This is a genomic window from Streptosporangium sp. NPDC023963, from assembly GCF_040639135.1.
In the GTDB taxonomy this organism is placed as follows: Bacteria; Actinomycetota; Actinomycetes; order Streptosporangiales; family Streptosporangiaceae; genus Streptosporangium.
In genome coordinates, this window is the sequence record NZ_JBEZZK010000003.1 from 363,637 (window position 1) to 390,186 (window position 26,550).

22 protein-coding genes are annotated in these 26,550 nt (G+C 70.9%); 14 read left to right on the top strand and 8 right to left on the bottom strand.

What is annotated here, in order from left to right:
• Positions 1 to 95: 95 nt before the first annotated feature.
• Positions 96 to 509 carry a hypothetical protein gene (locus tag AB0F88_RS12845; protein ID WP_362681548.1) on the top strand — a complete coding sequence of 138 codons (414 nt, stop codon included), beginning with the start codon at positions 96 to 98 and terminating at the stop codon, positions 507 to 509.
• 215 nt (positions 510 to 724) lie between these two features.
• On the opposite strand, the gene AB0F88_RS12850 is transcribed toward AB0F88_RS12845, so the two are convergent.
• A complete protein-coding gene (locus tag AB0F88_RS12850; RefSeq protein WP_362681551.1) occupies positions 725 to 1,321 on the bottom strand; it encodes a TetR/AcrR family transcriptional regulator C-terminal domain-containing protein in 597 nt (198 codons plus the stop codon).
• Between the two features lie 198 nt (positions 1,322 to 1,519).
• On the opposite strand from AB0F88_RS12850, the gene AB0F88_RS12855 reads away from it, so the two are divergent.
• Entirely contained in the window at positions 1,520 to 2,674 is a 1,155-nt protein-coding gene (locus tag AB0F88_RS12855) for an alkaline phosphatase PhoX (RefSeq protein WP_362681554.1), read from the top strand.
• A 73-nt stretch (positions 2,675 to 2,747) separates the two neighbouring features.
• On the opposite strand, the gene AB0F88_RS12860 is transcribed toward AB0F88_RS12855, so the two are convergent.
• Entirely contained in the window at positions 2,748 to 3,749 is a 1,002-nt protein-coding gene (locus AB0F88_RS12860) for a hypothetical protein (protein WP_362681557.1), read from the bottom strand.
• A 436-nt stretch (positions 3,750 to 4,185) separates the two neighbouring features.
• On the opposite strand from AB0F88_RS12860, the gene AB0F88_RS12865 reads away from it, so the two are divergent.
• Both AB0F88_RS12865 and AB0F88_RS12870 read left to right on the top strand, forming a co-directional pair.
• Positions 4,186 to 5,118, top strand: a complete 933-nt coding sequence (locus AB0F88_RS12865) for an SDR family oxidoreductase (protein ID WP_362681560.1) — start codon at positions 4,186 to 4,188, stop codon at positions 5,116 to 5,118.
• Positions 5,119 to 5,160: 42 nt separating this feature from the next.
• On the top strand, positions 5,161 to 5,994 hold the full coding sequence (locus AB0F88_RS12870; protein ID WP_362681563.1) for a helix-turn-helix transcriptional regulator: 834 nt from the start codon (positions 5,161 to 5,163) through the stop codon (positions 5,992 to 5,994).
• 55 nt (positions 5,995 to 6,049) lie between these two features.
• Here AB0F88_RS12870 and AB0F88_RS12875 read toward each other — a convergent pair whose 3' ends face one another.
• Both AB0F88_RS12875 and AB0F88_RS12880 read right to left on the bottom strand, forming a co-directional pair.
• Complete coding sequence (locus AB0F88_RS12875; RefSeq protein ID WP_362681566.1) at positions 6,050 to 6,712, bottom strand: response regulator transcription factor; 663 nt, start codon at positions 6,710 to 6,712, stop codon at positions 6,050 to 6,052.
• A gap of 112 nt (positions 6,713 to 6,824) precedes the next feature.
• Positions 6,825 to 7,946 (bottom strand): histidine kinase, encoded by a 1,122-nt coding sequence (locus AB0F88_RS12880; protein WP_362681569.1) that lies wholly within the window; start codon positions 7,944 to 7,946, stop codon positions 6,825 to 6,827.
• 332 nt (positions 7,947 to 8,278) lie between these two features.
• Between AB0F88_RS12880 and AB0F88_RS12885 the strand changes: the two genes are divergently transcribed.
• The 8 genes from AB0F88_RS12885 to AB0F88_RS12920 all read left to right on the top strand — a co-directional run bounded on the left by AB0F88_RS12885 (position 8,279) and on the right by AB0F88_RS12920 (position 16,617).
• Positions 8,279 to 9,649, top strand: a complete 1,371-nt coding sequence (locus AB0F88_RS12885) for a glycosyl hydrolase (RefSeq protein WP_362681572.1) — start codon at positions 8,279 to 8,281, stop codon at positions 9,647 to 9,649.
• Positions 9,650 to 9,897: 248 nt separating this feature from the next.
• On the top strand, positions 9,898 to 10,455 hold the full coding sequence (locus AB0F88_RS12890; RefSeq protein ID WP_362681575.1) for an RICIN domain-containing protein: 558 nt from the start codon (positions 9,898 to 9,900) through the stop codon (positions 10,453 to 10,455).
• A gap of 429 nt (positions 10,456 to 10,884) precedes the next feature.
• Positions 10,885 to 11,430, top strand: a complete 546-nt coding sequence (locus tag AB0F88_RS12895; protein WP_362681578.1) for a GNAT family N-acetyltransferase — start codon at positions 10,885 to 10,887, stop codon at positions 11,428 to 11,430.
• 224 nt (positions 11,431 to 11,654) lie between these two features.
• A complete protein-coding gene (locus AB0F88_RS12900; protein WP_362681581.1) occupies positions 11,655 to 12,137 on the top strand; it encodes an NUDIX hydrolase in 483 nt (160 codons plus the stop codon).
• An 81-nt stretch (positions 12,138 to 12,218) separates the two neighbouring features.
• A complete protein-coding gene (locus AB0F88_RS12905; RefSeq protein ID WP_362681584.1) occupies positions 12,219 to 12,548 on the top strand; it encodes a DUF5709 domain-containing protein in 330 nt (109 codons plus the stop codon).
• 721 nt (positions 12,549 to 13,269) lie between these two features.
• Positions 13,270 to 14,325, top strand: a complete 1,056-nt coding sequence (locus AB0F88_RS12910; protein WP_362681587.1) for a pectate lyase — start codon at positions 13,270 to 13,272, stop codon at positions 14,323 to 14,325.
• 11 nt (positions 14,326 to 14,336) lie between these two features.
• Positions 14,337 to 15,392: a pectate lyase gene (locus AB0F88_RS12915; protein ID WP_362681590.1), complete on the top strand. Its 1,056-nt coding sequence runs from the start codon at positions 14,337 to 14,339 to the stop codon at positions 15,390 to 15,392.
• A 187-nt stretch (positions 15,393 to 15,579) separates the two neighbouring features.
• Positions 15,580 to 16,617 carry a pectate lyase gene (locus tag AB0F88_RS12920; RefSeq protein WP_362681593.1) on the top strand — a complete coding sequence of 346 codons (1,038 nt, stop codon included), beginning with the start codon at positions 15,580 to 15,582 and terminating at the stop codon, positions 16,615 to 16,617.
• A gap of 32 nt (positions 16,618 to 16,649) precedes the next feature.
• Here AB0F88_RS12920 and AB0F88_RS12925 read toward each other — a convergent pair whose 3' ends face one another.
• Positions 16,650 to 17,297: an HAD family hydrolase gene (locus tag AB0F88_RS12925; protein ID WP_362682487.1), complete on the bottom strand. Its 648-nt coding sequence runs from the start codon at positions 17,295 to 17,297 to the stop codon at positions 16,650 to 16,652.
• A gap of 259 nt (positions 17,298 to 17,556) precedes the next feature.
• On the opposite strand from AB0F88_RS12925, the gene AB0F88_RS12930 reads away from it, so the two are divergent.
• Both AB0F88_RS12930 and AB0F88_RS12935 read left to right on the top strand, forming a co-directional pair.
• A complete protein-coding gene (locus AB0F88_RS12930; RefSeq protein ID WP_362681596.1) occupies positions 17,557 to 18,159 on the top strand; it encodes a Uma2 family endonuclease in 603 nt (200 codons plus the stop codon).
• A 168-nt stretch (positions 18,160 to 18,327) separates the two neighbouring features.
• Complete coding sequence (locus tag AB0F88_RS12935) at positions 18,328 to 18,951, top strand: Uma2 family endonuclease (RefSeq protein ID WP_362681599.1); 624 nt, start codon at positions 18,328 to 18,330, stop codon at positions 18,949 to 18,951.
• A 9-nt stretch (positions 18,952 to 18,960) separates the two neighbouring features.
• Here the strand turns inward: AB0F88_RS12935 and hrpA are convergent, their stop codons facing one another.
• The 3 genes from hrpA to ppgK all read right to left on the bottom strand — a co-directional run bounded on the left by hrpA (position 18,961) and on the right by ppgK (position 26,484).
• Positions 18,961 to 22,857 carry an ATP-dependent RNA helicase HrpA gene (hrpA, locus tag AB0F88_RS12940; RefSeq protein ID WP_362681602.1) on the bottom strand — a complete coding sequence of 1,299 codons (3,897 nt, stop codon included), beginning with the start codon at positions 22,855 to 22,857 and terminating at the stop codon, positions 18,961 to 18,963.
• A 258-nt stretch (positions 22,858 to 23,115) separates the two neighbouring features.
• Positions 23,116 to 25,416, bottom strand: coding sequence for a glycoside hydrolase family 6 protein (locus AB0F88_RS12945; protein ID WP_362681605.1), 2,301 nt, complete (start codon positions 25,414 to 25,416; stop codon positions 23,116 to 23,118).
• 336 nt (positions 25,417 to 25,752) lie between these two features.
• Positions 25,753 to 26,484, bottom strand: coding sequence for a polyphosphate--glucose phosphotransferase (gene ppgK, locus AB0F88_RS12950; RefSeq protein ID WP_362681608.1), 732 nt, complete (start codon positions 26,482 to 26,484; stop codon positions 25,753 to 25,755).
• Positions 26,485 to 26,550: the final 66 nt, after the last annotated feature.

The following is a 26,550-nucleotide window of genomic DNA, read 5'->3' on the forward strand; positions in this document are numbered from 1 at the left end:
CGGCGTGCGGCCATTCCTTCAAGGGAATTGTCGGGCCACGGCGGCGCGGCCAGGATCGGCGGCGTTCACGAACACGTCACGACGGAGGAAAAGCCGTGATCGATATCAAGGAGCTGGTCGGCCGCTACGTGGCGGTCTGGAACGAGCCGGACGCCGAGCTGCGCCGCAAGGCCGTCGCCGAGCTGTGGACCGAGGACGGCGTCCAGATACTCCAGCCGCCTCGGGAGATCCGGGAGACCGCCGCGGCACTGGGCCTCACCCCCATCCTCGAGGCGCGCGGACATGAGGCACTCGAGGTCAGGGTGGCCCGCTCGTACGAGGAGTTCATCGCGCCCGGGGAGTTCTTCTTCAGGATGCGGGACAACGTCGATCGTCTCGCCGATGTCGTCAAGTTCAACTGGGAGATGGTGCCCACGGGCGGTGGTGAGCCGGCAGGCGTCGGTCTCGAGATTCTCGTCCTCGGCGAGGACGGCCGGATCCGGACCGACTACCAGTTCATCGAGGGATGAGCGTGCGGACGGCAGGCGAATCGAACAACCGTGGGGCGGCCACCGTCGGGGGGACCGCTCGGGGGTTCGGCAGCCGGCAGCGCCGCGTGCCGGCTCCGCTCCGGTCTCGTCCGGCTCGGGGAAGCCGGCAACCGATCGGCCACGTCCTTGTGCGGCGACTGACTGGCCGCGCCAGGTGGTCGCCCGGTGCCGCGTGAGCCTGAACGGGCCCCGCGTCAGCGGACCTCACCGTCCGGGCTCACCCGAACAGCGCTGACACCGTCCAGGCTCGCGCGCAGACCCGCCAGGATCGCGTTCAGCCCGTACTCGAAGTCGGCGTCGGCCACCTCGCGGGACTCCCCCGGTGCCGGGCGGTCGGCGTTCGCCTGCTCCTCGACGGCCCACCCGACGGTGTAGCGGCTGATGGCCAGGACGGCCCGCCGGGCGTCCGCCGGGGGGAAGCCCGCCTCGCCGAGCACGTCGATCACGAAGTCGGAGATCGCGACCTGGTTCCCGACGGGCCGGGTGCCGATGTGCAGCCGCGCGCCGTCGCGGTAGGTCAGCAGGCTCCGGCGCAGCGCTCGCGCCCGGTCGGCGAGCCAGCCGGCCCAGTCCTGGCCCGGTCCCGGGCGGGCCAGGTACGCGAACGCGTCCTCGACCATGGCCGCGGCCATGTGGTCGAGCAGCTCCCGCTTACTGCCGAAGTGGCGGTACAGGGCCGGTGACTGCACGTCGAGCTCCTGCGCCAGCCGCCTGGTGGTCAGCCCGTCGAGCCCGACCTCGTCGAGCAGCCGCAGAGCCGTACGCATCACCGTGGCGCGCGTGTGTCGCATCCGTTGCCTCCCCACGTCCCGTTATCGACGATAACTTCACCTGGCCAGAGGCGCTCGGATCGCGGATCCGCGCGAGCCGGGCTCCAGAAGATCACCTCGTGTTCACGCCAAGGGGTGGCGAAGGTCGCCTGGGCGATTTACGTTCCGGCTGATGACCATGTATCGGCCAACCCGGAGGCAACGATGGATCGTCGGACCGTGTTACGCGCTGCTGTCATCGGAGGCGGGGGCGCGGCGTTCTCCGGAGCGCTGTGGGGGCAGGCCTTCGGCGCCGTCGCCCAGCCGGGCCCCGGCCCGTACGGCGGCCTGCTCGCCGCGGACGCGAACGGCATCCAGCTCCCGCCGGGGTTCACCAGCCGGGTGATCGCCCGATCCGGGCAGCGGGTCGCCGGCCACACCTGGCACTGGGCGCCGGACGGCGGGGCGTGCTTCCCCGACGGCGCCGGCTGGATCTACGTGTCCAACTCCGAGATCCCGCTCGCCGGGGGTGCCTCCGCGGTCCGCTTCGCCGCCGACGGCTCCATCTCGTCGGCGTACCGCATCCTGTCCGGCACCAACATCAACTGCGCCGGCGGCGCGACCCCGTGGGGCACCTGGCTGTCGTGCGAGGAGATCGCGCTCGGCCGGGTCTTCGAGACCTGGCCCGCGGGCGGGCGCTCCGGCGAGGCCCGCACCCGGATGGGCCGCTTCAAGCACGAGGCCGCCGCCTGCGACCCCGTACGGCAGGTCGTCTACCTGACCGAGGACGAGGACGACGGCTGCTTCTACCGCTTCGTGCCCGACACCTGGGGTGACCTGCGCACCGGAAGGCTCCAGGTGCTCTGCGCCCCGGCCGCCCAGGTCACCGGCCCGGTGACCTGGCAGGACATCCCCGACCGCGACGGCTTCCCCGTCGCGACGCGGCTCCAGGTCGGCGCGGCCAAGCACTTCGACGGCGGCGAGGGCTGCTGGTACGACCGCGGCGTCTGCTACTTCACCACCAAGGGCGACAACCGGGTCTGGGCGTACGACACCGCCGCCTCCACCCTCGACCTGGCCTACGACGACTCTCTGGTGACCGGGGGCGCCGCCCCGCTGACCGGCGTGGACAACATAACCGGAGCGCCCAACAGCCGTGATCTGTTCGTCGCCGAGGACGGCGGCGACATGGAGATCAACGTCATCACCTCCGACGGCGTCGTGGCGCCGTTCCTGCGGATCCTCGGCCAGTCCTCCTCCGAGGTCACCGGCCCCGCGTTCTCGCCGGACGGCTCGCGCCTGTACTTCTCCTCCCAGCGCGGCACCTCGGGATCGTCGACCGGCAGCGGCGGCATCACCTACGAGGTGACCGGCCCCTTCCGCGCCCAGTCCTGACGCGGCCCTGACGGCTCCTCCCCGAGCGGCGTCCGGGCCGGGCACCGGGCGCCGCTCGCGGAACCCGCCGGGGTCACCCCACCTCGGCCGTTCCCCGCGCGCCGGACGTCCCGCGCACGGTCCGGCGGGCCACGAGGAAGAGGGTGAGCGCGCCGAGGACGAGGATCACCTGGCCGATCAGGTTGGCGGTGGTCGCGGTGCCGTGAAGGAGCAGCAGAAGGAAGCCGATGAACGCTTGGGTCAGCAGCGCGCCGCCCGCCAGCGCGAGCCGGTGCGCGGCGCCCCAGCCGTCACCTCGCGACCACCGGCTGATCACGACCGCCATCACAGCGATCAGTGCGATGCCCGCGGCGGTCCCCCACCAGTCCTCGGGACGGGCGACGAACGCCGCGGACGCGACGAACGCCGCCACGCCCACCAGCCAGGGTTTCCGCGACCGCCCACCCCTCACCGGCCGGGAGCGCCGCCCGACGAGGAACGCGACGACGACCAGGAGCGCGACCACGACGGCGGCGCCGATCCGCTGCGGCGGCGAGGCCATGAATCCGCTGTCGTCGTGGATGCCGCCGAAGAGAACGAGGGAGCCGAGGACGAACACCACGCAGGTGACGATCAGGCCGGGTACGCCCAGCCAGGGGGTGGTGGCGCGACGGGGCACCAGGATCTCGACGAGGGCGATCGGGACGCCGATGCTCCAGATGGCGTGTCCGGCGGTGAACCCCACGGCGTTCACCGCGCTGAACCCCAGTGCCGGGATGAGGGTGGAATCGCGGGAGACGTCCCCCTCGAACAGCGGGGCGGGGTTGAAGAGGGTCTGGTCGATCAGGGTCGCCTCCAGCACGCCGTACGCGCATCCCAGCAGGATGATCGTCGGCCAGCCGCGCCCGGCACGGCGCGCGACCTCGCGGATGATGATCGCGCCACCGCCGTACATCGGCGCGAGGATGACCAGGCCCCAGATTTCGGACGAGGGGACGTTGCCGAGCAGGTACTCGGCGACCAGCGGGGAGAGAAGGAACAGGCCGAGGGCGGGGGCGATGCGCCGTAACGTCCCGGGACGTTCGCCGGGAGTCACCTGAGCCGTTCGAGCCGCCTGGACCGCCTGGGCCGCTTGAGCTGTTCGAGCCGCCTGGTCCGTCCGGGGCGTCTGAGGCGTCTGAGGCGTCCGGGCTGTCTCGGACATCCGAGACAGCCGAGATATCCAGGTCATCCGGTTCGCCCGGGTCGCGGGCCGTCGGTCGTCGGGAGGGTTTCCGGTCATGGCGGTGACGCTAGGTCCGGACGGCCCCCGCGCACATCGAACGCGGGAGCGGCCTTCGCCCCCTCCTCCGGACCGAGCCCGGACGCGCCTCTCCCTCCTCCGACGGAGACGACGGCACGCACCGGGCCGCTCATCCGCTTGTCCACTCATCCACGGACAGGTGATCCGTGGATAAGCGCGACATGGACCCGCCCCGTGGCGTTTGCGACGCTTGCTTCGACCGGAAATAGCCTCTGACCAGGGAGTTATCATGAAAGACGTGTCCGTGCCCGATCTGACCGGGAAGCTCGCCGTGGTGACCGGTGCGAGCGACGGCGTCGGCCTCGGCCTGGCCGTACGCCTGGCCCGGGCGGGCGCCGAGCTCGTGCTGCCGGTCCGCAACCCCGTCAAGGGCGAGGCGGCCGTCGCGCGTGTCCGCGCGGCGGCCCCCGGAGCCACGGTCTCCCTTCGTGAGCTCGATCTGGCCTCGCTGGACTCCGTGGCGGCGCTCGCGAAGAGGCTGAACGCCGAGGGCCGGCCGGTCGACATCCTGATCAACAACGCGGGCGTCATGTCGCCCGCCACCCGGCACACCACGGCCGACGGCCTGGAGCTGCAGTTCGGCACGAACCACATCGGCCACGTCGCGCTGGCCGGCGGGATCCTGCCGCTGCTGCGCGCCGGCCGGGCCCGCGTCACCACCATGTCGAGCAGTGCCGCCCGCACCGCCAAGATCGACTGGGACGACCTGCAGAGCGAGCGGAAGTACTCCCCGATCCGTTCGTACGGGCTGTCGAAGCTGGCCAACCTGATGTTCGGCCTGGAGCTCGACCGGCGCAGCCGGGCCGGCGGCTGGGGCGTCGTCAGCAACGTCGCGCACCCCGGCACGACCCTGACGAACCTCTACGCGTCCGGCCCCAACCTGGGCCGCGAGCGTCCCTCGCCGCTTGAGGCGATCATGACGCGGCTCTCCCGCGTGGGCCTGTTCGTGCAGACCGTCGACAAGGGCGCGCTCCCCGCCCTGTACGCGGCCACCGACCCGCGGGCGCAGGGGGGCCGCTTCTACGGCCCCGACGGCTTCGGCCAGTTCACCGGGGGCCCGACCGAACTGGCCGTCTACAAGCCGGCCCGTGACGAGGCCGCCGCGGCCCGGCTCTGGGACGTCTCCGAGCGGCTGGCCAGGATCGAATTCGCCGCCGTCTGAGATCCTCACGGCGGCCGTTCCCGGAAAGGGGAGACCCATCTCATGGACAGGGCCCAGCTGGCCGAGTTCCTGCGCACCCGGCGGGAGGCGCTGCAGCCCGAGGACGTCGGGCTGCCTCGCGGGCGGCGACGACGCACCGGCGGGCTGCGGCGCGAGGAGGTCGCCGCGCTGTGCGGCATGTCCGCCGACTACTACAGCCGGATCGAGCAGCGGCGCGGGCCCAACCCGTCCGAGCAGATGCTCGCCGCGATCGCCCGGGGCCTGCACCTCTCCCTCGAGGAGCGCGACCACCTGTTCCGCCTCGCCGGCCACGCCACCCCGCGGCGGGTCTTTCGCGGCGACCACATCAACCCCGGGATGATGCGCATCTTCGACCGGCTGGAGGACACCCCCGCCCAGGTGATGAGCCATCTCGGCGAGACGCTCAGGCAGACCCCGCCCGCGGTGGCGCTGATGGGCGACGAGAGCGTCCACACCGGGATGGCGCGCAGCATGCACTACCGCTGGTTCACCGACCCTGCCTCGCGGCTGATCTATCCCGAGGACGACCACCCGACGCACGACCGCCTCTTCACGGCCAGCCTGCGCGACGCGTACACGCGGGATGGCAAGGGCTCGCGCGCGGCCGCGCTGGTCGACGCGCTGCTGGCGGCGAGCCCGGAGTTCGCCGCGCTCTGGCACGAGCACCCCGTCCTGGGCCCGTTCTGCGGGACGAAGCGCGTCCTGCATCCGCGGCTCGGCCTGCTGGAGCTGCACTGCCAGACCCTGGTCGACCCCGACCAGTCCCAGATGCTGCTGGTCTTCACCGCCGTGCCGGGCAGCGAGAGCCACGAGAAGCTCCAGTTGCTCCCGGCCCTCGGTGATCTGCACGTCTGAATCCGCACCCGTCGGGGTCGTCCGGAGCGCGGCTCCCGCAGGACCGGGTCCCCGTTCAGGTGGAGCGCGGGCGCACGAGTCCCACGTCGTAGGCGAGCACGACGGCCTGGACCCGGTCGCGCAGGCCGAGCTTGCGCAGCACCGAGGAGACGTGCGTCTTGACCGTGGCCTCGGTGAGCACGAGCCGCTCGGCGATCTCGGCGTTGGACAGCGCGAGCGCGACCAGCCGCAGCACCTCGACCTCTCGCCCGGTCAGCGAGCCGAGATCGGGCGGCGAGCCACCGGGATCAGGCAGAACGGTGACGAAACGGTCGAGCAACCTGCGGGTGACCGACGGCGCGAGCAGCGCGTCGCCGCGCGCCACCACGCGGATCGCCTCCACCAGCTCGGCGGGCCGCACGTCCTTGAGCAGGAACGCGCTCGCCCCGGCGCGCAGGGCGGCGAACACGGACTCGTCGACGTCGTAGGTGGTCAGGACGATGACCCGGGCCGGACTTCCCGAGGCGACGATCCGCCGGGTCGCCTCCAGCCCGTCGACGCCGGGCATCCGCACGTCCATCAGGACGACGTCGGGCCTCAGCCGCTCGACCAGGGTCGCGGCCTCGCCGCCGTCCCCGGCCTCGCCGACCACCTCGAGATCCGCCCTGGCCTCCAGGATCATCCGGAAACCGCCGCGCACCAGCGCCTGGTCATCGGCGAGCACCACCCGGATGCTCATCGCACCACCCGCCGCGGCAGGCGGGCGCGGGTACGGACGTTCGTCGCGGCACCTACGGCAGGCGAGCACGAAAGAGGACGATCACCACGGCTCCGGCAGCGGGCACGAAGGTTCATCGCACCGCCCCCAACGGCAGGCGGGCGCGGACGCGGAACCCGCCGCCGGGCAGCGGGCCCGCGTCAAGGGTGCCGCCGAGCATCGCGGCGCGCTCGCGCATCCCCGCGATCCCGTGACCGGTGCCGCCGTCCCCAACCCCCTCGTCACCCATGCCGTTCCCGCGCCCGTCGTCGAGGATGTCCAGTTCGAGCATCCCCGCGGCGGCCCTCACGGTCACCTCCGCGCGGCCGGCGCCCGCGTGACGCAGCGTGTTGGTGAGCGCCTCCTGGACGATCCGGTAGGCGGAGAGGTCGACCCCGGCCGGCAGCGCACCACCGGTACCGGCGCCGGTTCCCTCCCTGCGCACCGCGACCTGCAGACCGGCGGCGCGGAACGGCTCCACGAGCTCCCCGAGCCGGTCGAGTCCCGGCCGCGGGAGCGACCCCTCGCCCGCCTCCGGCCGTACCACGGCCAGCAGCCGGCGCAGTTCCCCGAGCGCGTCGCGCCCCGCCGCCTCGATCGAGCGCAGCGCGGCGCGCGCCTGGTCGGGGCGCTCGTCGAAGACGTCGTCGGCGGCCGCCGCCTGCACGACGATGACCGAGACGCTGTGCGCGATCACGTCGTGCACCTCCCGGGCGATCCGCGCCTGCTCCTCGCCGACCGCCCTGCGCATCTCCTGGTCGATCGCCACGCGCCGGTTGCGCACGACCTCGCCGAGCGCCCAGGCGACGACCGGGAACGCCATCGCGAACTGCGCCTCCTCGCTGGAGGCGGTGAGGAAGTTCGACGCGGTCAGCGCGAGCAGCGCCGCCAGCGCGGGCAGCGACACGCGGAGCGGCCGGACGGCGGCCAGCGAGCCGAGCGCGACGAGGCCCGCGAACGGAAAGATCCCCTGCGGCGCGAGGAAGTGGACGAGTGCCCCTCCGGCGAGCGCGATCACCATCACCGGCACCGGATGGGAACGCCGCCACCACAGCGCCACGCCCTGCGCCGCACCCGCGATCATCCCGAGGATCACCAGCGGCCCGGCGCGCGGCACCACCTCGTCCAGCACCAGGGCGACCAGATACAGCCCCACGACGAGCGGGACGGCGACGTCGGCGACCAGCCGGAGCGGGCTGCGGGACGAACGGCGCACTTCAGGAGTATCGCAGATCGGTCACCGCCCCATCGCGGGCCCGACCGGTACGGGCGACGGGGAAGGACGCGGAATCCTTTTCCGGATTTCCGTTGTCCCCGGCCCGCCCACCGGTCTCCTGTACAGGAGCGAACACGTCCGGCACCGGACACGACCGACAGGAAATCCGCGGTCCGGCCCATCCGGCACGCCTCCCGATACGCCGACAATGTCCGATCTCTACTCCCCGTACGAAGGACCTCATCCATATGAGTGAGACTGTTCCGCGTGGTATCGCAGCAGGTCGCACGGCTGTTCGTCAGGTACGCCGCGCCGCTCTCGTAGGCGCGCTCGTGGCCATCGTGGGCGCCTCCGCGGTGAACGGCGCCCTCCCCGCGGGCGCGGCCGAGACCCCCCTGTCGCAGGGCCGGGCGGCCGTCGCCTCCTCGGTCGAGCGAGGCGACCTGTCCGCCGCGGCCGCGGTCGACGGCAACAGCGGCACCCGCTGGTCCAGCAAGTTCACCGACCCTCAGTGGCTGCAGGTGGACCTGGGCAGGTCCACCGCGATCAACAAGATCGTGCTGAACTGGGAGCGCGCCTACGCCACCGCGTTCCGGATCCAGACGTCCTCCGGCGGCGGCCGGTGGAAGACGATCCACAGCACGACCGCGGGCAAGGGCGGCACGCAGACCCTCAACGTGTCGGCCACCGGCCGGTACGTGCGGCTCCACGCCAGCAAGCGGTCCAGCCAGTACGGCGTCTCGCTCTGGGAGTTCCAGGTCTTCGGCAAGGGCTCGACCACCCCCGTGCCCAGCGCCACCCCGACCAGGCCGACGCCGAGCTCGAGCCCGAGCCGCACCCCGAGTCCCACCCCCAGCGCCACCCCGACCAAGCCGACGCCGAGCGCCACCCCGAGCTCCACCCCGAGCTCCACTCCCAGCAAGACCCCGACCACGCCGGTCCCCGAGGTCCCCCCCACCGGAACCTCCGGCAAGAAGGGCGTGGGCGTGTGGCAGGCGCCCAACGTCAGCGCGGCCCTCGAGGCCTCCGGCGCGAGCTGGTACTACACGTGGTCCACGAACCACAACAACATCACCACTCCCAAGGGGGCGGAGTTCGTCCCGATGATCTGGGGGGCCGACAGCGTCACCGACCAGAACCTCGCCCAGGCGAAGAACGCCGGTTCCCCCTACCTGCTCGGTTTCAACGAGCCGGACTTCGCCGAGCAGTCCAACATGACCGTGGACAAGGCGCTGTCGCTGTGGCCGAGGCTCACCGCGACCGGCCTGAAGGTCGGCAGCCCGGCCGTCGCCTGGGGCGGCGACAGGGCGGGCGGCTGGCTGGACCGGTTCATGACCGGGGCGGCCCAGAAGAACTACCGCGTCGACTTCATCACGCTGCACTGGTACGGCGGCGACTTCCGCGCCGAGGCGGCGACCGGCCAGCTCAAGTCGTACATCCAGGCCGTGTACGAGCGCTACCGCAAGCCGATCTGGCTCACCGAGTACGCCCTGATCGACTTCTCGAACGGCGTCCGCTTCCCCACGGACGCGCAGCAGGCCGCCTTCGTCACCGCGTCCACCAAGATGCTGGCCTCCCTGCCGTACGTCCAGCGCTACGCCTGGTTCGGCCTGCCCTCCTCGGACACCGAGCCCAACAGCGGCCTGTTCCGGAGCAACGGCGTCGCCACCCCGGCGGGCCGCGCCTTCCAGGCGGCCGAGTGACCTAGATCACCGCCAAGGACCCGGGCACGGGTCCGCGGTCTCCCCACGTCCGGCCCGCGCGAGTCCTGTCTCGCGCGGGCCGGACCCGTTTCACCCACCGGCCGAAGTCCCGGCGAGCGCGTATTTCTCCATGGTGAGCGCGGCCGGCAGAGCGCTACCTTGCCGGTTGTACGGACGCCGCCGAACAGACGGGGCGTTCCGATCGTCAGGTGCGGCCTTCGCCCGCCACTCAGAAAATGGAGCATCTCATGTCGTCTGTCCATCGTCGTTCCGGCACCCTCGGGCGTAGATCCTCGATCGCCGCCTCGGCGCTCGCCGCGGCGGCGGTCGTCGCCGGGGTCCTGGCCACCTCACCCGCCGCGTCCGCGAGCGCGGGCACGCTGGTGAACATCTCACCGCAGAACGCCCCGCAGACCGCACTGGCCAAGAGCCCGGCCACCGCCGCCCTCGGCATCGCGGTCCTGCAGAACGACGGCCCCTTCCTCAACCAGCGGTGGACCATGGAGCAGGTCCAGGCCCTGGGAGGCGGCAAGATCGCCTTCACCTTCACCAACCAGCAGGGCGGCTGCCTGGACGTCAACGGCAAGTCCAAGGCCAGCGGCGCGGCCGTGATCACCAGGGCGTGTGACGGCAGCCTCAGCCAGCAGTGGATCCGTGACTTCAGCGTCAACGCGACCTTCCTGAAGCTGGAGAACCGCAACAGTGGCCTGGTCGCCACCGCCGACGGGAGCGGCAGTGGAGCCAGGATCACCCAGCGGGCCGACAACGGCGACTTCAACCAGCGCTGGTCGATCTTCGGGGTCTGAGCGAGACGTCCGAGCGGGCCGTCTCGGCAGATCGCCTGAACGGACCGTTCGAGCGAGACATCCGGCCGGGGGCCGGGGAAAGGCTTCGGGGGAAGCCTCGGCACCCCGGCGGAAGGGGAAGGGGAAGGGGACGGGGACGGACAGGAAGGTGGCGAGCGGCAGGGGAGACGCCACCTTCCCGGGGGCCCGGACGCCTTGCCGGGGGCCCGGCGCCTTCCCGGCGCCGAGCCGTTTCCCGGCGGCCCGATCAGGGGTGACACGGCCGCCACGCTCTCCGCTCGGCATCCCTCCCGCTCGGCACGAAGGACTCTCCACCCGAGAAGCTCTCGACACGAAAAATCATGACAAAAACCCTATTTGGGTATTATTCGCGGGATCAGGCGACTCGATGTTCGCATACGTCCCACATCTGTTGAGAGGATCATCCGCATGGACAGCCCCTCCCGGACCGCGCGGCCGACGTTCCGCGCGGCCACCGTCGCGGACGTGCCCGCCCTGGTGCTCCTGGTCGATTCGGCGTACCGGGGCGAGTCGAGCCGCGCCGGATGGACGACCGAGGCGAACCTGCTGAGCGGGCAGCGGACGAACACCGAGAGCGTGACCGCCGAGCTGGAGAAGCCGGAAAACCACATGATCGTCATGGAGGCGGGAGACGAGATCGTCGCCTGCTGCCAGGTGGAGCACCGGGGCGGGTACGCGTACTTCGGGATGTTCGCCGTACGCCCCACCCTGCAGGGCGGCGGCTTCGGCAAGACGGTCCTCGCCGAGGCCGAGCGCTTCGCCCGCGACGCCTGGGGCGTGGGCGAGATGCGCATGACGGTGATCTCGGCGCGCGAGGAGCTCCTGGCCTGGTACGTGCGCCGCGGCTACACCCGCACCGGCGAGATGATCCCCTTCCCCTACGACGACGAGAGCGTCGGCGTGCCGACCCGGGACGACCTGGAAATGGAACTCCTGGTCAAGAAACTCGGCTGAGCGAGAGGCGGCGATCTCCGGCGCCGGCTCCTCGTACGCCGGGGAATGCCCCCGGACCCCTGACCCCTGACCGCGAATCTCCGGTACGGCTCCGCCGCGTCCCCCTCCCCCTCGCTCCCCCTCGCCGGGATCGTCTCAAGCGCCCGGCGGGAAGAGCTCCCTCGCGGCGGACGGATCGGCGGGGCCACCCGTGACCGGCCGGTCTCGGAGGTAGCGTGGCAAGGATGAGCGAGCCCTATCCCGACCCCGCCGGCTGGGGCGCCACCCTGCCCAGCGCGTTCGTCTCGGCCTGCATGCTGCTCACCGACGCGGAAGACCGGGTCCTGCTGGTCAAGCCCAACTACCGGCCCGGCTGGAACTTCCCCGGCGGGATCGTCGAGGAGGGCGAGGCACCCCACGACGGCGCCACGCGCGAGGTGGCCGAGGAGCTCGGCGTGTCCGTCAAGGCGGGCGAGTTGCTCGTGGTCCAGTGGATTCCGCCGGACAGGGACCGCCCTCGCGCGACGATCAACTTCATGTTCGACGGCGGCGTCCTGGACGACCCCGCCCGTATACGGCTGCAGGCCGAGGAGCTCGATGAGGCGGCGTTCCTCCCCTGGGACACCGCCGCCCCCCTCCTGCCGCCGCACATCGCGCCCCGCCTCGCCGCCGGGCGCCTGGCCCGCGAGAACCAGCACCCCGTCTACCTGCCGGCCGCCGAGGGCTGAGAAAGCCGCTCACGGGCCTGGCGGAGGCGCGACGGAGAGCTGACCTGGGATTTAAGGCGATAAAACGGGTAGGGCCGCGGTATGACCAAAACACCCCCAGACCGCGAGGGTCTGAGCGACGAGCAGGCGATCGAGGTCGAGGAGTGGACCGACGACCTCGGCCTCAACCACGAGATCGTCGAACACGACGACGGGCACCAGGACACCCTCGACGAGCGCCTCCGGCGCGAGGCGCCGGACCGCGAGCGGAGCCCGCGCGACGGGACCCGCCTGGTGGCGCCGGACGAGGGACTGAGCCCCGACGAGACCTCCGAGGAGTATGCCTCGGATGCGGGTCTCGACGACGGCGACCTGTCCGCGGAGGAGCGCGCCGTCCACATCGAGCCCGACATCGAGTATCGCGACACCTGAGAGTCACCCCGGAGATTCCGGCACTCGCGAACCGGGCACGAATCGCCGGACGCGCCCCCGGGCCTCATCGGCACGGCGAGGCCCGGGGCGACCGGCTTCCCGCCCGCGCCCCGCACATCACCCCCGTGAACCCGGGCCCGGGCCCGCACCCGCACCCGCACCCGCACCCGCACCCGCACCCGCACGATGGCACGCCGGAAGCGACGGCACGCCGGAAGCGACGGCACGCCTGGAGCGTTGACAGAAACTTGTTGGAAACATAAACTCAGGCCCGTCTGGAAAGCGCTTTCCTAGCGCCTCGCCGGGAAGCGCCCCACCCGCTGGAAGGTGGTGATGCCATAGCCGCACGCTGACCCGAGCCCTCCCTTTTCCCGAGTGCGGTGACCACTCCCGCCTCACTTCCCACGGCGCGCCGCGCGGCCTCACCCCACGGGCGGACCGGCCCGGCGAGACGACGACCGCCGCGCGGTGGGAACGCACCACCTCCCGCGCGACCCGCGCACCGTTTCCGTACCGGAGATCCGCCCTGGAAATCCGTACCGGAGACCGGGGCCCGCGCGCCGACGAGCCGCGCACCGCGGACATCCCGTACTCCTCTCCCGGCTTCACGCTGCCGCCTGACCGCACGCCGCCGCGACCGCGACCGCGCGCAGAGAGCAGAGAACACGTGCCCCCCAGACCCACTCCCCCTCCGCCACCACGGCACCTTCCCCCGGAGCCCGTGGAGCCGCCGCGTTCCGCGCCCGGAACCGCCCCGCGCACGGCACTCATCCTCACCGCCGTCACCCTCCTGATCTCCGCCCTGATCGGCCCCGCCGTGGCCGAGACCAAAACTGTGCGGTACGCGGACCCGGTCAACGCCCAGATCGGCTTCTCCACCGTCAACGCCCTCGGCCAGAACGGCACCACCGGCGGCGCCGGAGGCCCCACGGTCACCGCGGCCACGACCGCGCAGTTCCTCGACTACATCGCCCGCCCCGGGCCGTACGTCATCCAGGTCACCGGCCGGATCACCCTGCCCACCGGCTCCAGCGACGGCATGCACAACGTCACGTCGGACAAGACGATCATCGGGGTCGGCGCGAACGCCGCGCTGGTCGGCGGCGGGCTGAACATCGGCCTGCCGGTCAGCGACTCCGTCACCTCGCCGCCCGCGAACGCCGTGCACAACATCATCATCCGCAACATCGCGTTCTCCGGCGCCACCGACGACATGATCAACGTGCAGATGTTCAGCCACCACGTCTGGATCGACCACAACGACTTCTCCGACGGTGACGACGGCGCGGTCGACATCAAGCGCGGCTCGGACTTCGTGACCGTCTCCTGGAACAGGTTCCACGACCACGACAAGACGCTGCTGCTCTCCCACGACGAGGACGCGGGCCCGCAGGACATCGGCCGGCTGCGCGTCACCTACCACCACAACTTCTTCGACGCCTCCGACCAGCGCCACCCCCGGGTGCGCTTCGCGAACGTCGTGCACGTCTACAACAACTACTACCGGGACAACAGCTACGGCATCGCGTCCACCTACGACGCCGGGGTGCTGGTCGAGAACAACTACTTCTACAGCGTCAACAACCCCGGGCGGGTGGAGTTCAGCGGGGACCTGGGGCGCCTGGTCGAGCGCGGCAACATCCTGGTCGACTGCAACCACGCCATCGAGACCCGGGGCACCGTGACCGAGCCGCGCACCTACTACTCCTACAGCGCGGATCCGGCCTCCGCGGTGCCGACCATCGTGCCCGCCGGTGCGGGCGTCGGGAAGATCTGAGGGAGACGACGATGAACGCCGAACACCGCCCCCGCCCCCGCCTCCGCTCGGCCGCCGCCGCGGCGCTCCTGGTCACCGCGCTCACCGGCGCGGGTGGCGCCGCCGGCGCCGACACCACCGCCTCGGGTACGACCGCCCTGCCGGGCACGGTCACCGCGGGGAAGCTCGCCGCGGCCTGCACCGGCACCCCGACCGGCTTCGCCACCGTCGACGCCCTCGGCCAGAACGGCACCACCGGCGGCGCCGGAGGGCCCGTCGTCACCGTGACCACCGCCGCGGCCCTGAAGGACCACGTCGGCCGGGCCGGCCCGTACGTGATCCAGGTGTCCGGCCGCATCCAGGTGTCCGGCATGCTCACCGTGGTCGCGAACAAGAGCATCCTGGGGGTGGGCACGACCGCCGAGATCACCGGCGGTGGCCTCCAGCTCGGCTCGACGACCCGGCCGGGCAACAACGTGATCATCAGGAACATCCGGTTCACCGGCGCCGAGGACGACTCGATCAGCGTCACCAACAAGGCGCACCACGTGTGGATCGACCACAACGACCTCTCGGACGGCTACGACGGCCTGCTCGACATCAAGCGGGAGTCGGACTTCGTCACGGTCTCGTGGAACCACTTCCACCACCACAGCAAGTCGGCGCTGCTGGGCCATTCGGACAACTACCCCGCCGACGTCGGGAAGCTGCGCGTCACCTACCACCACAACTTCTTCGATGGCACCGACCAGCGGCACCCCCGGGTGCGCTTCGCCGAACCGGTCCACGTCCTCAACAACTACTACCGGAACAACGCGCTGTACGGCGTCGCGTCCACCGAGAACGCCGGGGTGCTCGTCGAGGGCAACTACTTCGAGAACGTCGCCCACCCGATCTACGTGGGCTACGACAAGAGCGGACCCGGCCGGGTGGTGGAGCGGAACAACCGCTACGTCGGCTCCGGCACCCCCCAGACGGCCGGCACCGTCGTCGAGCCGCGCACGTATTACCCGTACACCGTCGACGACCCCGCGACCGTCCCGGCGACCGTGTCCGCCGGCGCCGGTGTCGGGAAGATCGGCTGCTAGCCCCCTCCCCCGAGTCGCCGCCCGCCGGACTCCCCCCACCGGCGGGCGGCGCCCCCTCTCCCTCGCGACTCCCCCGGAAGCTCTCCGGCCCCCCTCGAAACTCCCCTCGCGACTCCCCGGGAGCCCGTCGCGGGACGCCCGTCCCGGGCCGCCCGCGAAGGCTTCCCCACCAGGAAGGCAGACACCCATGCCCCAGACAACCGCCGATCACGCGACCAGGCGGGGTACGGCCCTCCGCGTCGCCACCGCCGCCGTCTCCGCGGCCGTACTGGCCGCCGCCGCCCTCTCCGCGACGCCGGCCGGCGCGGGCGCCGCCACCGGAACCGCCGCGGCGGTGGGCACTCCGGTCGGCTTCGCGTCGGTCAACGCCCTCGGCCAGAACGGCACCACCGGCGGCGCGGGCGGGCGGACGGTCACCGTGACCGACGCCGACGCGTTCCTGGAGTACATCGACAGCAAGGAGACGCTCGTCATCCGGGTCGCGGGCACCATCGCGATCACCAGCAAGCAGGGGGTCCGGCCGAACAAGACCATCATCGGGGTGGGCACCTCGGGCCACATCACCGGCGGCGGCCTGGACTTCTACCGGTCCTACAACGTGATCGTGCGCAACCTCCGCTTCACCGAGGCCGAGGACGACGCGATCAACGTCGGCCAGCAGTCGCACCACATCTGGATCGACCACAACACCTTCTCCGGCGCGGTCGACGGCTCGATCGACGTGGTGCGCGGCGCCGACTACGTCACCGTGTCGTGGAACCACTTCGACCACTCCGACAAGAGCATGCTGATCAGCCACTCCGACGGCGCCGCGGGCACCGACATCGGCCACCTCAAGGTGACGATCCACCACAACTTCTTCGACAACAGCCGCCAGCGCCACCCGCGCATCCGCTTCGGCGAGCCGGTGCACGTCTTCAACAACTACTTCCTGGGCAACGAGCTGTACGGGGTGGCCTCGACGGAGAACGCCGGGGTGGTCGTGGAGGGCAACTACTTCCAGGACGTGCCCCACCCGCTCTTCTCCGCGAGCGGCTACGCCGACAGCGGCCCGGGACGGGCGGTGCAGCGCAACAACGTCTACGTCAACTCGGGAACCCCCGAGACCTCGGGCACCGTCGTCGAGCCGCGCACCTTCTACGCGTACACGGTCGACGCCCCCGCCGGCATCCCGTCGGCGGTGCGCTCCGGCGCCGGCATCGGCGCGCGGTGGGAAACCCCCTGACCTTTCCCGTACGGCACCCTTGGAACAGACGGTCAGCGGGCGAGGGCGGCGACCAGGGCGTGCAGGTCGTCGACGACGTGGTCCGCCTCGGCGGCCTGGGGGCGCTCCGCGTGCAGGTGCCCCCAGGGTCCCCGCCGGATCAGCGCGGTCCGCATGCCCGCCGCCCGCGCGGGGAGCACGTCGTTGTCCAGCCGGTCGCCCACGTAGAGGATCTCGCCGGGCTCGCGTCCCGACACCGCGACGACCTTGGCGAAGAACTCCGGTGCCGGCTTGGAGACGCCCCAGCCGTCGGAGGTGTGTATCGCGTCGACGGGCAGGTCCATCGCGGCGAGCGCGTCGCGCGCCTGCGGCGGCTGGTTGCCCGCGATGATCAGCTCGTGGCCGAGGTCGCGCAGCGCCGCCAGGGCGGGCCGCACGTCCGGGTAGAGGTCGTCGGCGTCGAAGTCGACCCGCAGCCCGTCCGGATCGTCGCGCCGCCACGCCTCCTGCTCGGCCTCGACGTCGAACCCGGGCCGCAGGAGCCGGAAGGCGTCCTCGAACGACCTGTCGAGCGCGGCCATGCCGCCGAGCACACCGAGCATGGTGAACCGGGTGACCCCCAGCCGGTCGGCCCAGCGCGACCAGATGCGCGTCTCGTCGATCAGCGTCTCGCCCACATCGAACACCAACGCCCGGACCACGGTGCCTCCCTTTCCGTCCAAGCTCCCGATCGTAGTCCGGCCGGCCGAGGCGGCACCGGGCGGGACCACCACGCGCCGTGCGCTCTCGTACGGGCGCGTCCGAACCCCGCGAAGCATGATCGGGCACCCGGACACCCCACCGGCCCCCTCCGGCGGACCGGGGCGGACCGGCCATAACCACAGGGCATGTGCTCCACGTCCGGGCACGCTCACATGCGACACTCAGAGTGCCTGAACGGACACGAAGGGAGATGGATCGATGGTGACGACGGCACGGGGACGCCCCTCCCGACACGTTCCCCCGAAGAAGACGGCCCCCGCTCGCACGGCGCGGGATCTTCTCGAAACCCTGCCCCCCACCCCCGGCTTCCGCGCCGAAGTCATCGACGGGAACCTGATCGTGAGCCCTGTGAGCACCCCCGAGCACAGCTGGAGCGCGACGCTCCTGTCCTACGCGCTACAGCCGATCGTCATTGAGCGGAAATGGCGCGCCCACGTGGGCGGAGTGAACATCTGTATCGACGGCCCCCGAGACAGCCTGGTCCCTGACTTCGTGCTCGCCCCCGCCGACTGCCCCCGCTGGGGCACGCTGGAACTGCGATCTTCCGGATTGATCCTGGTCACCGAGATCGTCTCCCCGGGAAGCGCGCGGGTCGACCGTGACGACAAACCTCGCATCTACGCCGCGGGGGGAGTGCCGATCATGCTGCTCGTCGACCTGATCGCCACGCCTCCGGCGGTCACGGTTCTCAGCGACCCCGAGGACGGTGACTACCGCACGGTCACACGCGTCCAGCTGGGCAAACCGCTCCGGATCCCCTCCCCCGTCGACTTCGACCTCGACACCTCGATCTTCCTGTGACACGACAACCGCCCGCCGGGCCACCGGTCTCGGCACGCGCTCACTCTCTGGAAGACCCACGCTCCGGCGCCGCTTCGCGACCGGAACCCGCTCTCCTCCCGGCCCGCAGGGCTCCGTGAAACACTGCGAGTGCATGTTCGGACACGAAGGGATACAAGGTCGATGGTGATGACAGCGTCTCAGCGATCCGCCCAGCGCACCGCGCCCCAGCCGCCCGCCCAGCCCGCCGTCCCGGAGGACCGGCCACTCCCCCGGACCCCGAGGGAGATCTTCGAATCCCTCCCCCCCATCCGCGGCCTCCGGGCCGAAGTCATCGACGGGAACCTGATCGTGAGTCCTTCCGCGACCCCCCGGCACGCACGCATAGCCAGATGTCTCAGCAGGGCCCTGATCCCCGTGGAGAACGAGAACGGCTGGGAGAGTTTCTCCGGCGACGTCGACATCTGCATCGAAGGTCCCCGTGACACCATCGTCCCGGATTACTGTCTGGTCCCCGTGAACGCTCCGCTCGGGGGCGAGCGCGAGATCCTCTCCTCGGGGCTCGTCCTGGTGGCGGAGATCGTCTCACCCGGGAGCATGGAGATGGACCGCGCCACGAAGCCCAGGATCTACGCGGGCTGCGGCGTCCCGATCATGCTGATCGTCGACCCGGTGGCATCCCCGCCGACGGTCACGGCCCTCAGCGACCCTGAGGACGGCAGCTACCGGACCATGACCCACACCGAGATGGGCAAGCCGCTCCGGATCCCCTCGCCCGTCGACTTCGACCTCGACACCTCGATCTTCCTGTAGTCCCGGAGCTCAGAGCTTCTCCATCGCCTTGCGGATGCGCTTGTCGGAGATCGAGTACGGGGTGCCGAGGGTCTGGGCGAAGTAGCTGACCCTGAGCTCCTCGATCATCCAGCGGATCTGGCGTACGTCGTCGTCGGAGCGGCGGGCCGGAGGGAGCTTCTCGACCAGCTCGTGATAGTCGTCCTCGATGTCGTGCACCCTGTCCATCCGCTCCCCGTCGCGGAACGCGTCCTCGTGGACCTTCTCCAGCCGCCGTTCGGCCCCCTTGAGATAGCGGAGCAGGTCGGGCAGGCGCTTGTAGCCGGTCTCGGTGACGAAACCCGGGTAGACGAGGTTGGCCACCTGGTCGCGGATGTCCTCGATCGCGGGTGTGGAGCGAGATTCCGGCAGCAGGTTCGAGACGGTGTGCCAGACCTTGAGGATGCTCTCGACCCTGGAGACCACCTCGGCGGTGGTGTCGAACAGCTCGGCCCGGACCCTGTCGTGGAGCGCGGCGAAGGCCGACTCCTCCCAGACCGGACCGCCGTGCTCGGTCATGAGGTGGTCGGCGGCGCAGGCGATGCAGTCGTCGAACAGCGCGGTGGCCCCGGCGTGCGGGCTGCGGCTCAGGGCGAGCTTGGACTGGTTGCCGAGGCGGCCGAGCACCCACTTGGCCGGTGACGGGGTGTTGAGCAGCAGCAGCCTGCGGGTGCCCTCCCACATCGCCCGGCGCTGCTCGGCCTCGGTCTCGAACATCCGTACGGCCACGGTGGCGCCCTCGTCGGCGAGCGCCGGGTAGGCCTTCATCCTGCGCTGCTCGAACGTCTTGGGCAGCGCGCCCACGGTCCATCCCGTCAGGCCGGTCCTCTCCAGGCCGTCGGCGGCCTTGGACAGGGTCTGGCGGAGCTTGGGGGCGAGCCGCCGTTTCAGGTCGGCCAGGTCCTTGCTCTCGGCCAGCTTCTGCTTGCGGCCGTCGATCACCCGGAAGGTGATCTTGAGGTGGTCGGGGACCAGGTCGGGCTGCCAGGCCTCGCGCGGCACCTGGATGCCGGTGAGGTTCAGCAGCTCGCGTTCCAGCACCGCGAGCAGCGGCTCCTGGGTGGGTTCGGCCCGCTCCAGGGCCTTCTTGGCGTAGTTGGGAGCGGGAACGAAGTTGCGCCGGATCTGCTTGGGCAGGCTCCGGATGAGCGCGGTGAGCAGTTCCTCGCGCAATCCGGGGATCTGCCAGTCGAAGCCCTCGACGTTGACCTGGTTGAGCAGCGCGAGCGGGATGTGCGCGGTGACGCCGTCGGCGTCGGTGCCGGGCTCGAACTGGTACGTCAGGGGGAAGCGCAGGCCGCCCTGACGCCACACGTCGGGGTAGTCGCGCCGGCTGACGTCGCCCGCCGTCTCGCTGATCAGCATCGACTTCTCGAAGCTGAGCAGGTCGGGCTGGTCGGTCCTGGCCTTCTTCCACCAGGAGTCGAAGTGGCGCCCGGAGACGACGTCGGCGGGGACGCGCTGGTCGTAGAAGTCGAACAGCGTCTCGTCGTCGACGAGGATGTCGCGGCGCCGGGCCCGCTCCTCCAGCTCCTCGACCTCTTCGAGCAGCTTGCGGTTCTCCCTGAAGAAGGCGTGGTGGGTCTCCCAGTCGCCCTCGACCAGGGCGTGCCGGATGAACAGCTCCCGGCTCAGCTCGGGATCGATGCGGCCGTAGTTGACCTTGCGCTGGACCACGATCGGGACGCCGTACAGGGTGACCTTCTCGTAGGCCATCACCGAGCCCTGCTTCTTCTCCCAGTGCGGCTCGGAGTAGGTGCGCTTGATCAGGTGCTGGGCGAGCGGCTCGACCCACTCGGGTTCGATCTTGGCGTTGACCCGGGCCCAGAGCCTGGAGGTCTCCACCAGCTCGGCGGACATCACCCAGAGCGGCTGCTTCTTGGCGAGCGCGGAGCCCGGGAAGATCGCGAACCGGGCGTTGCGGGCGCCGACATACTCCGTCATCGGCCTGCGCGGCTCGTTCGGGGGACGACGTCCGCCGCCGGCGTCGGCGGTCTTCTTGTCGATGTCCTTGACACCGACGTGGGAGAGCAGGCCCGACAGCAGGGAGACGTGGATCTTCTGCTCGTCGCCGGGGGTGCCGTTGAGGGTGACGCCCAGGCTCTTCGACATCTGGCGGAGCTGGCTGTAGACGTCCTGCCACTCGCGGACGCGCAGGTAGTTGAGGAACTCGGCCTTGCACAGTCGCCGGAAGGCGCTGGACGACAGTTCCTTCTGCTGCTCCTGCAGGTATTCCCACAGGTTCAGGTACGAGACGAAGTCGGACTCCTTGTCCGCGAAGCGGCGGTGCTTCTCGTCGGCGGCCTGCTGCTTGTCGGCCGGTCGCTCGCGCGGGTCCTGGATCGACAGCGCGGAGGCGATGACCATGACCTCGCGCACGCAGCCGTTGTGGTCGGCCTCCAGCACCATGCGGGCCAGGCGCGGGTCGACCGGGAGCCCGGCCAGCTTGCGGCCGAGCGGGGTCATCTGCCTGGCCTGGTCGAAGGCGCCCAGCTCCAGCAGCAGGTCGTAGCCGTCCCTGACCTGGCGCTGGTCGGGCGGCTCGACGAACGGGAAGGCCCCGATGTCGCCCAGGCCGATCGAGGTCATCTGCAGGATGACCGAGGCGAGGTTGGTGCGCAGGATCTCCGGGTCGGTGAACTCCGGCCGGGTGACGAAGTCGTCCTCCTCGTACAGCCGGATGCAGATGCCCTCGGAGACGCGGCCGCAGCGGCCCTTGCGCTGGTTGGCCGAGGCCTGGGAGATCGCCTCGATGGGCAGGCGCTGGACCTTGGTGCGGTGGCTGTAGCGGGAGATCCTGGCGAAGCCGGGATCGACCACGTACTTGATGCCCGGCACGGTCAGCGAGGTCTCGGCCACGTTGGTGGCCAGCACGACCCGGCGGCCGGTGTGCCGCTGGAAGACCCGGTGCTGCTCGGCGGCGGACAGCCTGGCGTACAGCGGCAGGATCTCGGCGTCCTTGCGCTTCGACAGCGCCTCGGCGGTGTCGCGGATCTCCCGCTCGCCGCTGAGGAAGACCAGGATGTCGCCGGGTCCCTCCGCGCACAGCTCGTCGACGGCGTTGCCGATCGCCTGGATCTGGTCGTCGTCCTCGGCGATCGGCCGGTAACGCACCTCGACGGGGTAGGTCCGGCCGGAGACCTCCACGATCGGCGCGTCGCCGAAGTGCTTGGAGAAGCGCTCGGGGTCGATGGTCGCCGAGGTGATGATCACCTTCAGGTCGGGGCGGCGCGGGAGGAGCTGCTTGAGGTAGCCGAGGATGAAGTCGATGTTGAGGCTGCGCTCGTGCGCCTCGTCGACGATCAGCGTGTCGTACTGGTCGAGGTCGCGGTCGTTCTGCAGCTCGGCCAGCAGGATGCCGTCCGTCATGACCTTGACGAGGGTGCCGTCGCTCACCTGGTCGGTGAAGCGCACCTTGTAGCCCACGGCGTCGCCGAGCGGGGTGTCGAGCTCCTCGGCGACGCGCTCGGCCACGGTACGGGCGGCGATGCGGCGGGGCTGGGTGTGCCCGATCAGGCCCCTGACGCCCCGGCCCAGCTCAAGGCAGATCTTCGGCAGCTGGGTGGTCTTGCCGGAACCGGTCTCCCCGGCGACGATCACGACCTGGTTGTCGCGGATCGCCTCCAGGATGTCGTCCCTGCGCTGGCTGACCGGCAGCGCCTCCGGATAGGTGATCGCGGGGACCCCGGCGCGGCGCTGGGCGACCCGCCGCTCGGCCCGCTCGATGTCGGAGGTGATCTCCGCGGCGATCTTCTGCTGCGCGGCACGGTTTCTGACCCTGCGGGCCCCGTCGAGCCTGCGGCGAAGTCGCCGCTGGTCACGCAGCGTGAGCTCGGGCAGGCGCGCGTGCAGGTCGGAGAGAGGCGATGTCAAAGGAGGCGTTCCCATACTGAACCCAGGATACTTTCGGCCCACGTGTGCAGGCCCACCCGCGGCCGTGAAGGCACGTGTGAGGCTGCACACCTGAAGGCCCCTGTGTGAAGGCCCGACCGACCATGCTGCCCGAGCCGCCGCTTTGCCGCATCCCAATAAAGGGAGGCGGCCCCTTACCGGGCGACGGCCCCGCCTCCCCGGGACCGGGGTGACGGGGCCGTCGTGTTCGGGACCCACCCGGGCCCCGCTGGAGCGGGACCCGGGATCAGCGGGTTACGGGAGCGCCGGGTAGGCGTTCTGCAGCAGCTGGCGGAACTGGGCGGAGAACCACTGGCCGGAGATCGGCGCGTCGGCCAGGGCGCCGCTCCTGTTGTGGCCGTTACGCTCGTTGCCCTCGTAGGCCGGGTCGCACATCTCGTCGAAGCCCTTGCCCTCGTTGTTCGGGATCGGCTTGCTGGAGCCGTCGGACTCGCCCGGGGGCTTGACCCAGACGTAGGCGTCCAGACCGGTGGCGGGGTTGGCACGCGGGCGCTCGCCCAGTCCGGCACCGCTCTGGTTGCACCAGTTGCCGGCGTGGTACCTGCGGTCGACGCGCGACTGGTCGACGAAGGTGTTCAGGTCCGTCGAGGTGCTGGGAGCGGCCGGGCGGGCCGAGCCTCCCCAGCCGTTGCGGGAGGTGTCGACCAGCATGCCGATGTTGGACTTGAAGCCCTTCTGGATCAGCGTGTTCCTGAAGGCCTGGGCGAAGGAGAGCTCGTCGACGTAGAAGTTCCAGTCGACCCACTCGGACTGGCGGATGTTCTGGTTGTTGACGGTGGTGTTGATGGTGAAGTGCGGCTCGCGCAGCGGCGAGTAGTTGGCGGTGTTGGTGATGAAGCCGTCCACGCTGTCGAAGCCCGCGGCGGTGCCGGCGACGGTGCTCGCGAACAGGTCGGCGGACGGGCCGAAGTTAGAGTCCCAGCCGAGCCAGCCGTGGTGCCCGGCGTCGATGTAGGTGTAGACGTTCTTGATGGCGTGCAGCTTGTCCAGGGCGTAGCGGACGCCGTTGACGTAGGCGCCGCTGTCCTTGGCCTCCTGGCACTTCGCCAGGTTGAGGTTGGTGACCAGGTTCGGCAGCGAGTCGATCTCGATGATCGTCGAGATCCGCAGGCCGGCGTACTTCGACTCGCCCATGATCGCGGCGATCGGGTCGATGTACTCGGTCTTGTAGCGGTTCAGGCCGTTCTCGGCGATGAGCAGCTCACCGTTGGAGGAGAGCGCCGAGCAGTCGCGGTTGGGCAGGTTGTAGATGACGAACTGGATCGTCAGCGGCCTGCTGCCGTTGGCGGCGTCCTGCACCAGCGCCTCGTCCAGGTGGGCGCGCAGGCCCCTGGCCGAGGAGGAGCCCGCGATGGCGGCGATGCGGTCCAGCCACACGCCGGTGGAGATGTCGGCGACCGCGTCGCCACCGGGCTCGGCGGCGGCCTTGGTCGACCAGTCGGGGTTCACGTAGCCGTCGGCCCCGTCGTAGGGGTTGTCGACGTGCACCGGCGTCGGGTTGGTGCCGTCGTCGTCGGCCTCGGTCACCGCGACGGAGGCACCGGTGTGGCCGGTGGCGGCGGCCGCGACGGTGGCGGTGCCGTTCGCCTCGTCGGCGTCCTGGGCCGCCGAGACCGTCACGTTCTGCGCCGTGTTCCAGTTGGCGGTGGTGAAGGCCAGCGTGGAGGGCGAGATGGTGAGGTCCGCGTCACCCGTCTTGGTCAGGTTGACCGTGACGTTGCCGCTCGGCGCCTGGCTGAGCCTGAAGCCGGCCGTCCTGGAGGCGCCCTCGGGAACGCTGAGGGAGGTCGGGGAGGCGACGATCGACGGCGTCGGGGTGCCGCCCACGGTGAAGGGGACCGCGGCGGTCTGGGTGGAGAGCGCCGGGGAGGCGTTGTCGAAGGCCTTGGCGCTGGCCGTGTGGGAGCCGGACGACAGGCCGGTGGCGGAGTAGGAGTAGGGGGCGCTGGTGTCGGTGTTGGCCAGCGCGCCGTCGACGTAGAACTCCACCTTGCTGACCGAGCCGTCGTCGCTCGCGGTCGCCGCGAGCGGCACCGCGGCGCCGGCCTGGTGGGTGGATCCGGAGGCGGGGCTGGTCAGGCTGACCGTGGGGGGCTGGTTGACCGGGTTCTGCCCGCCGCAGGTCACGCCGTTGACCGTGAAGGCGGCGGGTTTGGGGTTGCTCCCGTTCCACGACCCGTTGAAGCCGATGCTGGTGGAGGCGCCGGTGGCGAGGGAGCCGTTCCAGGCGAGGTTCTTCGCGGTGACCTGGGTGCCCGACTGGGCCCAGGTCGCCGACCAGCCCTGCTGGACGGTCTGCCCGGCGGTGAAGGCGAAGCCCAGGGTCCAGCTCGTGAGCGGGTCACCGAGGTTCTTGAGGGTGACGCTGGCGGTGAATCCGCCCTGCCAGTCAGTGGTGGTGTAGGCGACGTCGCAGGCGACTGCGGCGTGCGCCGTGGCGGCTTGCCCGGTGGCGAGACCGGCGGCGGCCACGAGCATGGCCGCCGTGGCCGCAAACCGGTTGCGCCAGGCGTGGCGGCGCGGATTGACTGTCATTCGTGATCATCTCCAGGAGGATGGTGGGAGCGCTCCCATATTCCGGATGTTTCACGGATGTGTACAGCTTGTTGCACGTCGGAGACCCTCGAATGGGGCCGTCCCAGCCTCTGACCTCACCGAACAGATTTCTAGCGCGATGAAAGTTTCATACTCTTTTCCGGAGCCTCTCCCGGACGGTGCGCGGCAGGCCGCCGAACCCTCCGGCAGGCGCCTGAGGTCCCGGAGACTCCCCGGTCTTCTCCGGGTGCACGCCGCCCCTCCGCGGCTCGCCTCCGGCACACGCCGGCCTCCCCGGGCCGCCTGCGCGAAGCGCGCACCCGGGCGGGGCCGCCGCTACCCCACGGCCGCCATGGCGGCGCCCACGATGCCCGCCTCGTTCTGAAGACCCGCCGGGACGATCGGGGTGCTCAGCTTGATGTGGGGCAGGAACTTGTCGGCTTTCTTGCTGACCCCTCCGCCGATGATGAACAGCGACGGGGAGAACAGCGCCTCGACGTGTTCCAGATACTCCTGCACCCTCTCGGCCCACTCGCCCCAGTCGAGGTCGTGCGCCTCGCGGGCCTGGTCGGAGGCGCGCTTCTCGGCCTCCTTGCCCCTGATCTCCAGGTGGCCGAGCTCGGTGTTGGGCACCAGGCGTCCGTCGATGAGCAGGGCGCTGCCGATCCCGGTGCCGAAGGTCAGCAGCATCACCACGCCCGTCCTGCCCTTGGCGGCGCCCGCCGCCACCTCGGCCAGGCCGGCCGCGTCGGCGTCGTTCAGCACGGCCGTCGGCAGCCCCGTCGCCTTGGTGAACAGCTGCCGCGCGTCCGTGCCGATCCAGTCCTTGTCCACGTTGGCGGCCGACCTGGCGACCCCGTCGACCACGATCCCCGGAAAGGTCACCCCTATCGGCCCGTCCCAGGCGAAGTGCTCGACGATCTCCGCCACCACCGCGGCCACGGCTTCGGGCTTGGCGGGGTCCGGCGTGGGGATGCGCAGCCGCTCCCGCGTCAGCCGCCCCCTCGCGACGTCCACCGGCGCGCCCTTGATCCCCGACCCGCCGATGTCGATTCCCAGCGCTTCCATGTCCTTACCTCCTGTTGACTCCCCCTTCCCCCCGATAGGCGGCTGATACTCGTTTGCAGTGAGCGG